Here is a 13,360-nt window from a genome sequence, read left to right as displayed (position 1 = left end):
TCTTCCCATGATCAACGTGACCAATCGTACCAATATTAACATGCGGTTTTGTTCGTTCAAACTTGCTCTTCGCCATTTGAGCTCTCCATTTTCCGTCCAAGCCAAGGACTAAGTTAAAAATTAATTACCAACCTGAAATTACGCGTATTTCTTTTGAATCTCCAAAGCAACAGCCGAAGGTACAGGCTCGTAATGATCAAACTGCATTGTATACTGCGCACGCCCCTGACTCATAGAGCGAAGAGTATTCACATAACCAAACATATTCGCCAAAGGAACCATTGCATTCACAACCGTTGCAATGCCGCGCGCTTCAGTTCCTGAAATCTGTCCCCGACGAGAATTGAGATCACCAATAACATCACCAACATAATCATCTGGTGTAACAACTTCCACCTTCATGATCGGTTCAAGAAGCTGTGCACCAGCCTTCTTTGCCCCATCACGAAAAGCCGCACGAGCCGCAATCTCAAAAGCCAAAACCGAAGAATCAACATCGTGATAACCACCATCAATGAGAGTCGCTTTTACACCAAGCATAGGAAAGCCCGCAAGAGGACCTGACCCCATAACACTCTCAATCCCCTTTTGGACGCCGGGAATATATTCTTTAGGAACAGCACCACCAACAATCTTTGACTCAAAAATAAAGTCATCACCATCATGAGGCTCAAAAACAATTTTCACACGAGCAAATTGACCGGCACCACCCGATTGCTTCTTATGCGTATAATCAATTTCCGCCATTTTAGTAATTGACTCACGATAAGCAACTTGAGGTTGCCCAACATTCGCTTCAACCTTAAACTCACGCCGCATACGGTCAACAATAATATCAAGATGAAGCTCACCCATTCCAGCTATAATAGTCTGACCAGATTCCTCATCCGATTTAACACGAAATGAAGGATCTTCGGCCGCTAGACGGTTAAGAGCAATACCCATTTTTTCTTGATCTGCTTTTGTTTTCGGCTCAATTGCAATCTCAATAACAGGCTCTGGAAATTCCATCCTCTCCAAAATAACAGGCTTCAAAGGATCACAAAGAGTATCCCCTGTTGTCGTCTCCTTAAGTCCTGCAAGAGCAACAATATCACCAGCAAAAGCTTCTTCAATATCCTCACGAGAATTTGAATGCATTTGAAGCATACGCCCCAAACGCTCTTTCTTCTTTTTCACAGTATTCTCAAGAGAAATACCTTTCTGAACTTTACCTGAGTAAATACGACAAAACGTCAATGAACCAACAAAAGGATCATTCATAATTTTAAAAGCAAGCATAGATAGCGGAGCATCATCAGAAGATTCGCGTGTTGTCTCAGCCTCAGTCTTTACATCAATACCCTTAATCGCCGGAATATCAACTGGAGAAGGAAGATAGGAAACAACAGCATCCAAAAGTGGCTGCACCCCCTTGTTTTTAAAAGCCGTACCACAAAGAACCGGATGAAACTGAACTTCTACTGTCCCCCTACGAATGAGAGAAACAAGCTGCTCGTTGGTTGGCATAACACCCTCTAAATAAGCCTCTGTCGCTGCTTCATCAACCTCCACAGCCATCTCAATCAATTTCTCGCGATATTCTTCAGCTTTCTCCTTTAAATCAGAGGGAATTTCACTTATCACCGCCGAGGCACCAATAGAACCATCCCACTTTAAAGCCTTCATTTCTATAAGATCAACAACACCTTCAAAGTCATTTTCAGCACCAATCGGCAACTGCAAAACAAGCGCTTTAGCACCCAACCGAGAACCAACCATCTCCACACTACGATAAAAGTCAGCTCCTATTTTGTCCATTTTATTAACAAAAACCATACGAGGCACGCGATATTTCTCAGCTTGCCGCCAAACAGTTTCCGTCTGAGGCTCCACACCAGCATTTGCATCCAACAAGGCTATTGCGCCATCAAGAACACGCAAAGAGCGCTCAACTTCAATGGTAAAATCAACGTGCCCTGGCGTATCAATAATATTAAAGCGACGCTTCCGACCGTCCTGCCCTTCCCAAAACGTCGTTGTTGCAGCAGACGTAATCGTAATACCGCGCTCCTGCTCCTGCTCCATCCAATCCATCGTAGAAGCACCATCATGGGTCTCGCCAATTTTATGATTCTTACCGGTATAGAACAGAATACGTTCAGTCATCGTAGTCTTACCAGCATCAATATGCGCCATAATACCAAAATTACGATAATCTTCAATTTTATATTCGCGAGCCATTATATTTGCCTTGTTTAAAACTTCTACCAGCGATAGTGAGAAAAAGCACGATTAGCTTCAGCCATACGATGAACATCTTCACGCTTTTTCACGGCAGAACCACGATTATTAGCCGCATCCATCAATTCACCAGATAAACGCTCAACCATCGTCGTTTCATTTCGACCACGCGCCGCCGCAATCAACCAACGAATAGCAAGAGCCTGACGACGATCAGGACGAACATCAATCGGAACTTGATAAGTAGCACCACCAACACGGCGTGAACGAACCTCAATATGAGGAGCAACATTCTCTAAGGCCCGATGAAATAGAGCCACAGGATCTGTTTTTACTCTTTTTTCTACAGAATCGAGTGCACCATAAACAATACGCTCTGCAACTGATTTTTTACCATCAAACATAATGGCATTCATAAATTTCATAATAACCAAATCACCAAATTTTGGATCTGGATTAATCTCACGCTTTTCTGCTCTATGACGACGGGACATTGGCTTTGTCTCTCAATATTATTTTGGACGCTTTGCGCCATACTTTGAACGACGCTGTTTACGATTCTTGACACCCTGGGTATCAAGCAAACCACGAATAATGTGATAACGAACTCCTGGCAAATCTTTTACACGACCACCACGAATCATCACAACAGAGTGCTCTTGAAGATTATGTCCCTCTCCAGGAATATAACCAATCACCTCAAATCCATTCGTCAAGCGAATTTTAGCAACTTTACGAAGAGCAGAATTAGGTTTCTTCGGCGTTGTTGTATAAACACGCGTACAAACACCACGCTTCTGCGGATTCGACTGCAGAGCAGGAACCTTATTACGTTTAACTGGCGCCACACGCGGCTTACGAATCAACTGGTTTACGGTAGGCATGCAACCTTCCTCTTTTTGATCTATATTCTTCTCACCCAATCGGGCTTTTCTATTTTCATTTCCATCCACCCCAACAGAATCGGAACAGATATTTAAGTCTACACACAAAATCGGGCACACCTGCAAAAAACAGTTTACCCGACCATAAGCAGAGAAGGCAGTAGCCTTTTGCACTAGGATTTACTTTTAATCTTCTTAACACCTGTGAATAATCTTCCGGTTCATATCCAAAGCACCTGATTACACCCACATCGGCTATATCCATCTCTAATAGCGAGAACACGTACATTCGTCAAGAACTAAACAGCAGAAAGTTTTTAAAAATGAAAATAAATTAAATTTTAAAGCTTTAAATTTGCTTTTACCGCTACTCTTGATAAATCAATTTACCATAAGTAATATCCCTATAAATAAAAAAGTAGCGATATGACTGTAGCAAAACATAAATGCAGTAAATTGAGCAGTAAATTGAATTGCATATTTGATATCTAATGATGAGCGCCATGAAAATAGCAACGTGGAATATTGCCGGGATAAAAGCACGACATGAAACATTATGTCAATGGCTGCAGCAAAGCCAGCCGGACATAGTCTGTTTACAGGAAATTAAAAGTATTGATGAAAATTTTCCACGCGATGCAATTGAAAGTTTAGGTTACCATATAGAAACACACGGACAAAAAAGTTTTAATGGCGTTGCGATTCTCTCTAAAAAAACACCAGATGAAGTGATCCGTCGATTACCAGGCAATGATAATGATAAACAAACACGTTACATTGAAGCAGTTTATTCAACAAACAAAGGTGTTGTTCGTGTTGCATCTCTCTATTTGCCAAATGGGAATCCTATTGAGAGTGAAAAATATTCCTATAAGATAGAATGGATGGAAAGATTATATACACATGCAAAATCATTGCTTGCGTATGAAGAACCCCTTATTCTAGCGGGTGATTATAATGTCATCCCCGCTCCATTAGATGCAAAAAAACCTCAAGAATGGTATCAAGATGCCTTATTTCTTGGAGAAACAAGAAAAGCATTCCAACGTATTCTTCATTTAGGTTTTTATGATGCTATCCGGAATGTCACCGATACTCCCTCCTTCAGTTTTTGGGATTTTCAGGCAGGTGCTTGGCCTAAGAATAATGGGATTCGCATTGATCATTTATTATTATCACCAGAAGCTGTTGATCAACTAATTTGCGCTCATAGCCAAGCAGAAGTAAGGGGATATCAAAAACCATCCGACCACGTTCCTGTTTGGATTCACCTTAATATCAATTAAGAAAGTACAATCCTCATTTCATGAGACAACAAAAAAAATCCACTCAAAAATAATAACTATGCTACAGCATATAAACAGTATATCTTAAGCAACTAAAATAAAAATAAATGAATGGAGGACATAAATGAAGAAATCATTGTTAATGCTTATTGCAGCAACGGCCATTGGATTCTCAAGTTTCGCACATGCTGAACATGATACTCTTGAAAAAATAAAACGAACAGGGGAAATTACTTTAGGTGTCCGTGAATCATCTGGTTTAGCCTACGCCCTTGGTAATAATAAATATGTAGGTTTTCATACAGAAATGGCAGAACGGATCATTGATGATATCTCAAAAAAAATTGGTAAACCAATTAAAATTCATTATCTTCCCATCACTTCTCAAAATAGAATTCCTCTCTTAAAAAATAAAACCTATGATTTTGAGTGCGGCTCAACAACACATGATCTTGCCCGCAGTAAAGAAGCAGCATTTGCTTATACGACATACATTGAGGAGGTTCGGATTGCTGTAAAGAAAAACTCTAACATTAAATCTCTTGAGGATTTAAATGGAAAAACAGTTGCAACGACCACCGGTACAACATCTGTTCAACTTATTCGTAAAAATAAACGTGCAAAAAACATTCAGTTTAAAGTTTTAAAGGGGAAAGATCACGGAGATAGTTTTTTGTTATTAGAATCTGGTAAGGCAGATGCTTTTGTCATGGACGCTTCAATTCTTGCTGGACATATTGCTAAATCAAAGAATCCATCTGATTATGTCATTCTTGATACTGTACTTTCAGTCGAACCTATTGCCTGTATGCTCAGATTAAATGACAAAAAATTTGAACAAACAATCAACGATAGTATCGTACGTCAGATTAAAGATGAATCACTGGAAAAGCTTTATAATAAGTGGTTTATGAAACCGATCCCACCTGCTAACACTGTTATGAACCTTCCCTTGTCAAAACAAACAAGATATGCTTGGGATCACCCAAATAATAAACCTCGAGAAAGCTACGCAGAAAAAGATTTATAGAATTTAATAAAAAAGAACCACACTCTTTTGAAATTGAGTGTGGTTTATATTTTAATTCACTTTTTAATAAATTTGGCCTATGTAGATGCGCTTGGTTTATTGCCCTATTTGTGAATGACTAATTTGAGGGAATATCAATTAATGGACTTTTCTTTCCTTTGTAGAGATGACCTTACTCAAACATTGGTAACAGGATGCTTGGGGACTCCCGGCGTGAGCCATACCTATTTAGATACACTTCTCGATGGCTTTAAAAATACGGTTATATTGTCTATCACTTCACTTATATTAGCTGTATTGTGTGGTATTGTTATAGGAACAATGCGCACTTTACCTAAAACATCCATAACCAATTATATATTTCGCACTATCGGTACTATTTGGGTAGAGATTATGCGTAATATTCCCCTCCTTGTACAAGTGTTTTTGTGGTATTTTGTTGTTCCGAAGATTTATCCACCAGCGATGAAATTTTCCCCCATTCTCTTAATAACATGCGCATTGGGATTCTTTACATCTGCACGCATTGCAGAACAGGTTCGTTCAGGCATTGAAGCGATTCCTTCTGGACAACGCTATGCTGCTATGGCAATGGGGTTTACAACTTATCAAAGTTATCGCTATATTATACTACCACGTGCTATACGTGCAATTATGCCACCTCTTACTTCAGAAGCAATGGGCATTGTGAAAAATTCGTCTATAGCATTCGCCGTTTCAATAAATGAGCTCATGCAATTTCAATACCAAGCAATTGAAGAGGTAAGCCATGTTTACGAAAATTATTTACTTGTTACGGCTCTTTATATTCTAATAGCCTTATTCGTATTCATTGTGATGACAGTCATTGAACAAATACTCAAAATTCCTAATTTTCAAACAAAGGGAAATTGAATATGATGAATTTCATAAGCTCTCAGTTTGGACTTTATTCTCCTTTCAATTTTTCCGACTTTGATTTTTCCTTTTTTACCTTTGATGTATTTCGTTCTTACATTTTATCAGGTTTACTCTTTAGCGTTTTTCTAACTCTTTTTGCAACGGTGTTGGGGTTTGTTTTCGGTACGCTTTTAGCAATGATGCGCCTTTCTTCCATAAAACTTCTTTCTTGGTTTGCAATAGGTTACATAACAGCTATGCGTTCAATACCACTTGTGATGGTTATCTTATGGTTTTTCGTGCTTCTACCTTTTTTAACCGGTATATCCATCGGTGCAAATAAATCAGCACTCATTACCTTTACCGCATTTGAAACGGCTTATTTTGCTGAGATTATGCGTGCTGGAATCAATTCAGTTCCGCAAGGACAAAAATATGCAGGACAAGCTCTTGGAATGACATATTGGCAAAGTATGTACATTGTCATTCTTCCTCAAGCCTTTAGAGATATGCTTCCAGTCTTTTTAACACAAGTTATTATCCTTTTTCAGGATACAACCCTTGTTTATGCCATCAGTGGTCATAGCCTTTTGAATGGTTTTGATATTGCTGCTAATAATTTTGGTGTAAAGCAAGAAGCTTATATCTTAGCAGCTATTTTCTATTTTGTTATCTGTTTTACACTGTCACAAATAGTTTTGTATTTACAAAAAAAAGTATCCATTATTCGCTAACAGGAAAAAAAATGTCTACTCATATGATCGAAATAAAAAATGTTTCTAATTGGTATGGCGAAATTAAAGTCCTTAAAAACTGTACAACCAACATTAATAAAGGAGAAGTCGTTGTCGTTTGTGGTCCATCAGGCTCCGGAAAGTCAACACTCATTAAAACTATTAACGCTCTCGTCCCTTTTCAAAAAGGTGAAATTTGGATTAATGGAATACCAGTTCATTCAAAAAAAACGAATCTGCCTAAATTGCGAAGTCAGGTAGGAATGGTGTTTCAACACTTCGAGCTTTTCCCCCATTTATCTGTCACAGAAAATTTGACAATTGCACAAATCAAAGTCCTAAAACGAAGCAAAAAAGAAGCACTTGAACGTGGATTGTTATATCTTGAACGCGTTGGACTCATTGAACACAAAGATAAATATCCTGGTCAACTTTCTGGAGGGCAACAACAACGTGTTGCTATTGCACGTGCCTTAACTATGGATCCACTTGTCATGCTTTTTGATGAACCAACATCTGCTCTCGATCCTGAAATGGTAGGTGAAGTACTCGATGTCATGATTAGCTTAGCAGAAGAAGGTATGACGATGATTTGTGTAACCCATGAAATGGGATTTGCACAAAAAGTCTCGGAGCGTGTTATTTTCATAGATCAAGGAACAATTCTTGAAGACTGCTCATCTAAAGAGTTCTTTTCTGATCCGCAAGCAAGAAAACCAAGAACGCAAGAATTTTTGTCTAAAATCCTAAGTCATTAGCCGTTAGATTATCAAAAAAAGCTATCTTTACTATGAACTTGTATACAAGGAAACAGAGTTTAATATAAGATGAGAGAATGTAAAAATATTACAATCAGATGTTTAAAAACTGTTATTCTTTAAAATCTCAGCAACCAGTGAAATTGCTGTACGTCTCTCAGATTCATTACAAAGAGCAAAAGCCTCTTCTTGCAAAGGGTGAATCCAATTTTTGTCTTTTACGTTAGCTTTTTCATAGGCAGCAGTTAACATTGCTGCCTCACGGACAATTTTTCCTTCTTTAAGCAGTATATTTCCAAGCATTGCTTGGGCGGAAGGATTTCCTTTTTTGCTGAAAGTTGAAACCATCGTGCTACTTGTATAAGATTTTTCTCCCTTCCCTCTCCCTTTAAAAATATTTTTCCTAAATGATACTGAGCTTTAGGATTTCCATAGTTTACCGCAGCCTGCATATAAAGATGAGCAGCATAAGAAGGATCAGGTTTCACAGGTGATTGAGGAATACCTTTTTTTATATATCCCGCAAGTTTAACCAATGCGTCAGAAACATAACTTTCATCCTCTGAACCAAGATCAGCACCTTTTTCAACAATATATGCAAAAAAATTATATGCCTTATAATCATTTTTAGAGACACCATCACCGTTTGCATAGATAGAGCCAAGTTTCCAATTCGCACCAATATGGCCTCTCTTAGCTGCACAACGTAATGCTGCAATAGCCTGATTTATATGCCCATTTTTATAAGCAGACATGCCACGTTTTAAAAAATAAAACGAACCATCATTCGCTTCTTGCAAGCTATTGACATCTATTACATAAACATTCGAAAAGAATCCCCCTAAAATCACAACAATCGTGACTTTTTTCCATATCTGAAACCTATTAACCATTTCCCCCCTACCTCAATTTTAATGATTATATCTGTTACGAATTTCTTTGTAGATATTTAAACTCTTTTTCTTAGTAAGAAGCATACGCAATTTTAAAGTAAAAATTTTAAAAGAAAAAACAAATAGATAAAAACCATCCAAAATGTTCGATAAAATTAAGTATCCATTTTTATATATAACAAATTGATTTTTAAATATAAATCATCATTCTATATTTTGTAACACATCCTTTAACATTCTAAGATTTATCGATCTTAAAATTTTATACGTATGAGCAAAAATCGTTCAATAAAATAACGTGCATTAAACAGTAACTTGAGAACGAAGAGAATACATGATGAATGGTAAGCGTTTAAGTATAAAAAACAATACGAAAGATGGATAAATATAATGATGATAATTAACTTATAACTTCACGACTGCCTTACCACCTTAAGGAGGAAGTTTTTTGTCTCCGTCAATCTATAAAAAATACAGCTTTTTATTTAACGGATTGCACCTAACATCATTTCACATGGGGTTACTTCATACTTTACACACAAGTTCTACCTTAGAATACTCACCACTCATACAAAAAAATACCACATGTGTAATTTTACATACCTTATATTGCTACTCTAAATGATGATATTTTACAGTAATAAAGCAAGAAATTGATTTATAATTATAATTTTCCTTTTTGCATGTTGAATGAGGCCCTCGAATATCGTAAGATTCTCTCATTCCAAACGTGCTCCATGTTAAATCAATCAAAATCATCCGCTTGCACATTACAAGCAGAGAAAGCTATGTGGATAAAAACTCTGTGTAAGAAAGAACTAAAAATGCCTCTTATGAACGGTCTTAAGTGCCAAGGGCTGTCCGGATTGGACAGAATGGTGCCGGCCGCTTGTTACTTCACAAGCATAAAGAAGGGAAGCCCAATGGATTTACCGTTATACCATTCATGATCTACGTCGTGGAATAGGCTTGGACGCCTTAAAAGATGTCTCTTTAATGATAAACATAAAACAATGGATTTCAGTAGAGATTTTATGATCGTTCATGAAAAACTAACAAAAGAAAAAGTTGAAATCAATCTAACCGCTCTAAAGCAACAAATATTTTTTTCTGCGCTGCACGCAGTTCTACAACCCTGTTCCGCTCACGCTCAACAATTTCTGCTTTTGCATTTGCTATAAATTTGGGGTTGTTTAACTTAAGCGATATTTTTTCAATATCTTGTTCAATTTTACTGACATCCTTCCTCAAACGAACACGTTCAGCCTCCAAATCAATCAACTGTCCTAATGGTAAACAAAAAACAGCCTCTCCCAAAATCATTTGTGCTGATATTTCCGGAACTTTATCAGAGAAATCAATAACTTCAATACGCGCTAATTTTTTAAGAAGTGCATCATAACGCTTCACACGCTCTCGCGTTACTTCCCCTCCTTCAACAACAACAAGAGGTGCTTGTGTCGCCACCGGAATATTCATTTCAAAACGTACAGACCGAATCCCCGTGACGACATCAATAAGCCAATTAATATCATCAGCAGCTTCTTCATCTATCAATGTTTCCTCTGGCCATTTTGTCAATGCGAGCATATCCTCACGCTTGATGGCTTGCGTTTCTGTAAGAGACCACAACTCTTCCGTCATATAAGGCATAAAAGGATGAAGAAGTTTATAAACTTCATCTAAAACCCAAGCAGTACAAGCTTGAGCCTCATTTTTAGCATCTTCATTTTCCCCCTGAAAAATAGGTTTGAGAAGCTCCAAATACCAATCACATAAGGTATTCCAAATGAAGCGGTAAAGTGTGGCAGCTGACTCATTAAATTTATAGTGTTCAATACCAGCCGTCACTGCTGAAATCGTTTTAGATAACTCTGTTAAAATCCAACGATTAAGCGCCAGTTTTGCTTGTTCTGGCTTAAAAGTTGGATCATGCTTCACACCATTCATCTGTGCAAATCGGGTAGCATTCCACAATTTCGTAGCAAAATTACGATAACCAGCAATACGGGAAACATCAAGTTTTACATCACGACCTTGTGCTGCCATAATAGCTAAAGTAAATCGAAGTGCATCAGCACTATATTGATCAATAAGCTCTAAGGGATCAATAATATTTCCCTTTGATTTTGACATCTTTGCGCCCTTTTGATCCCGCACAAGAGCATGCACATAAACCGTTGGGAAAGGAACGTCACCCATAAAGTGAAGTCCCATCATCATCATACGAGCAACCCAGAAAAAAATAATATCAAATCCTGTCACAGATAAAGATGTTGGGTAAAAAGTAGATAATTCAGTCGTTTTATTTGGCCATCCTAATGTTGAAAAAGGCCAAAGAGCTGATGAAAACCACGTATCTAAAACATCCGGATCACGGATTAAGTCAACAACCTCACCATAATGAGCAAAAGCTGAATCTAAAGCCTCTTTTTCACTTTTTTCAACAAAAACCGTTCCATCAGGACCATACCAAGCAGGAATCTGATGTCCCCACCATAATTGGCGAGAAATGCACCAAGGTTGAATATTCTGCATCCAATTGAAGTAAGTCTTTTTCCAGTTATCGGGAACAAACTGCGTTTTTCCTTGTTGAACAGCCTCTATCGCTGGCTTTGCTAATTCAGCAGCATGAACATACCATTGATCTGTCAAAAAAGGCTCAATAGGGACACCACTGCGATCTCCATGAGGAACCATATGGGTATGATCATCAACAGAAGCTAAATATCCCTGTTCTTCCATCAAAGAAATAATCTTCTGGCGAGCAACAAAACGATCAGATTTATCGAGATTTTCTACTAACATTTTTAATTCATCTGATAAAATCAAACCATCGAAAAATGCTTCATTTTCACGAAGAAAAATTTCGGCTTTTTGGGTAAAAATATTGATCAAGCGTAAATGATTACGCTGTCCTACTTCAAAGTCATTAAAGTCATGAGCTGGTGTGATTTTTACAGCACCACTTCCAGCCTCAGGATCAGCATGGCTATCACCCACAATTAATAACCTACGACCAACAAGCGGCAAAAGAGCATTTTTACCGATAAGATTTTTATAACGCTCATCTTCAGGATTAACAGCAATTCCTGTATCACCAAGCATTGTTTCTGGTCGTGTTGTCGCCACTGTTATAAAAGTTGTAGCATCATTTGGATCAAAAGTTTTACCTTCAAGTGGATATCTAAAGTGCCACAAATGTCCTTGAACTTCTTTTTGCTCAACTTCAAGATCTGAAATAGCTGTCAACAATTTAGGATCCCAATTAACGAGACGCTTATCCCTATATATCAACCCTTGCTTATAAAGCGTGACAAAGACTTCACGAACCGCCTGCGACAACCCCTCATCCATTGTAAACCGCTCACGCGACCAATCACATGAAACCCCAAGGCGACGCAACTGGTTTGCAATAACGCCTCCAGTTTCATAACGCCATTCCCAAATACGCTCAATAAACTTTTCTCTCCCCATTTCTTGACGCGTTGGCTCTTGACGTTCTGCAAGTTGACGCTCCACAACCATTTGTGTAGCAATCCCAGCATGATCCATACCAGGCTGCCACAACACATTTTTGCCACGCATCCGCTGAAATCTAACTATTATATCTTGAATTGTCGTATTGAGCGCATGCCCCATATGAAGTGAGCCTGTAACATTAGGAGGTGGAAGCATAACGCAAAAAGGTTCTGCATCGCTTTTAGAACCAGCTCCCGCTTTAAAAGCCCCACGAGTCTCCCATCTCTTTGCAACCCGTTGCTCTATAGAGGAAGCATCATAGTTTTTTTCTAACATTCTATCCATCCATAACGCCGCTGAAAAACACCATATATGATCAAAACCTGATCAGAATCTCGTGAATCTCAGCCATTCACTAGAGAGCTCGCAAAATCGCAAACAAAATCCCCATAAAATGAAAAACATAAAAATAATTAAGACGATTTTTTAATCGCCTTCACAATCTCTTCACGCAAAATATCTTCCAGCAAAATAGGCAATTTAGACTGTAACCATTCTGCTATAGCCGGACGCAACACATCCTTTGCAATCTTTTCTGCAGAAGAAATACAATATGCAGACAATTCCACATGACCATCCCTTCCTGCATCTGACTGTGATTTCCTTATCTCATCTTCATATTCTTTTGCTTTATAAACAGAATTCCGTTCTTCAGAAGAAAGCTTCATCTTTTGCATATCCATACCAACTGTATTATTTTCTGCCTCTATATCCTCTTTCTCTTGCGTTATCTTCCCCCCTTGATTTTCAGATGAAAGACCAATACGATCAGCTAAAGCTTTCATAGCATCATCAACCGATAAGGCTGTATCATAAATACTCTCTGATGCAACTTCTGAAGCATTCACTGCAACATCTTCATTTAAAAAGTGATCAGATTGAACCGCATTTTCTTCGATTATTTCACGAATAGATGTTAAAATTTCATCCATACTTGGCTCACGTAACACGCTTGAACTCTGTACCATACTTTACAACCTCTCAAAGACGCAACAACAAATAGAATCATATTTTCAGTGTATGCAAAAGAATTATAAGATCAACATGCCTCCCACGATATTTTCAAATATGCTTGTCATAAAGAGGGCGCTACACACAGTTTTCTACACTTTATAAAGATAATATCTCGCCGCAATATTTTTTAACATATT

10 protein-coding genes and 2 pseudogenes are annotated in these 13,360 nt (G+C 38.1%); 5 read left to right on the top strand and 7 right to left on the bottom strand.

Going from position 1 to position 13,360, the window contains the following annotated elements; translation table 11 throughout:
* From ACFIK0_RS07460 to rpsL, 4 genes and pseudogenes are all read right to left on the bottom strand, one after another.
* Positions 1-76 (bottom strand): annotated as a pseudogene (locus tag ACFIK0_RS07460) (elongation factor Tu); the annotation flags it as partial.
* Between the two features lie 62 nt (positions 77-138).
* Complete coding sequence (gene fusA, locus ACFIK0_RS07455; RefSeq protein ID WP_375657821.1) at positions 139-2,223, bottom strand: elongation factor G; 2,085 nt, start codon at positions 2,221-2,223, stop codon at positions 139-141.
* A 23-nt stretch (positions 2,224-2,246) separates the two neighbouring features.
* Positions 2,247-2,717: a 30S ribosomal protein S7 gene (gene rpsG, locus ACFIK0_RS07450; protein WP_273791452.1), complete on the bottom strand. Its 471-nt coding sequence runs from the start codon at positions 2,715-2,717 to the stop codon at positions 2,247-2,249.
* 18 nt (positions 2,718-2,735) lie between these two features.
* Positions 2,736-3,107 carry a 30S ribosomal protein S12 gene (gene rpsL / locus ACFIK0_RS07445; RefSeq protein WP_005773262.1) on the bottom strand — a complete coding sequence of 124 codons (372 nt, stop codon included), beginning with the start codon at positions 3,105-3,107 and terminating at the stop codon, positions 2,736-2,738.
* Positions 3,108-3,610: 503 nt separating this feature from the next.
* Between rpsL and xth the strand changes: the two genes are divergently transcribed.
* The 5 genes from xth to ACFIK0_RS07420 all read left to right on the top strand — a co-directional run bounded on the left by xth (position 3,611) and on the right by ACFIK0_RS07420 (position 7,794).
* Positions 3,611-4,393 (top strand): exodeoxyribonuclease III, encoded by a 783-nt coding sequence (xth, locus tag ACFIK0_RS07440; protein WP_273791451.1) that lies wholly within the window; start codon positions 3,611-3,613, stop codon positions 4,391-4,393.
* Between the two features lie 124 nt (positions 4,394-4,517).
* Positions 4,518-5,423: a transporter substrate-binding domain-containing protein gene (locus tag ACFIK0_RS07435; RefSeq protein WP_375631472.1), complete on the top strand. Its 906-nt coding sequence runs from the start codon at positions 4,518-4,520 to the stop codon at positions 5,421-5,423.
* 141 nt (positions 5,424-5,564) lie between these two features.
* Entirely contained in the window at positions 5,565-6,317 is a 753-nt protein-coding gene (locus tag ACFIK0_RS07430; RefSeq protein ID WP_375663734.1) for an amino acid ABC transporter permease, read from the top strand.
* A 2-nt stretch (positions 6,318-6,319) separates the two neighbouring features.
* On the top strand, positions 6,320-7,036 hold the full coding sequence (locus ACFIK0_RS07425) for an amino acid ABC transporter permease (protein ID WP_273791448.1): 717 nt from the start codon (positions 6,320-6,322) through the stop codon (positions 7,034-7,036).
* An 11-nt stretch (positions 7,037-7,047) separates the two neighbouring features.
* Positions 7,048-7,794 carry an amino acid ABC transporter ATP-binding protein gene (locus ACFIK0_RS07420; protein ID WP_273791447.1) on the top strand — a complete coding sequence of 249 codons (747 nt, stop codon included), beginning with the start codon at positions 7,048-7,050 and terminating at the stop codon, positions 7,792-7,794.
* A gap of 102 nt (positions 7,795-7,896) precedes the next feature.
* On the opposite strand, the pseudogene ACFIK0_RS07415 reads toward ACFIK0_RS07420, so the two are convergent.
* The 3 genes and pseudogenes from ACFIK0_RS07415 to ACFIK0_RS07405 form a co-directional block, all read right to left on the bottom strand.
* Positions 7,897-8,687, bottom strand: a pseudogene (locus tag ACFIK0_RS07415) (tetratricopeptide repeat protein).
* A gap of 1,074 nt (positions 8,688-9,761) precedes the next feature.
* Positions 9,762-12,485, bottom strand: coding sequence for a valine--tRNA ligase (locus tag ACFIK0_RS07410; RefSeq protein WP_375663733.1), 2,724 nt, complete (start codon positions 12,483-12,485; stop codon positions 9,762-9,764).
* A 137-nt stretch (positions 12,486-12,622) separates the two neighbouring features.
* A complete protein-coding gene (locus ACFIK0_RS07405) occupies positions 12,623-13,177 on the bottom strand; it encodes a DUF2497 domain-containing protein (protein WP_273791444.1) in 555 nt (184 codons plus the stop codon).
* Positions 13,178-13,360 lie beyond the last annotated feature (183 nt).

This window comes from Bartonella sp. CL63NXGY (assembly GCF_042194905.1).
GTDB lineage: Bacteria > Pseudomonadota > Alphaproteobacteria > Rhizobiales > Rhizobiaceae > Bartonella.
The sequence above is the reverse complement of the archived record's forward strand: the minus strand, read 5'-3'. Positions and strand labels throughout refer to the sequence as shown.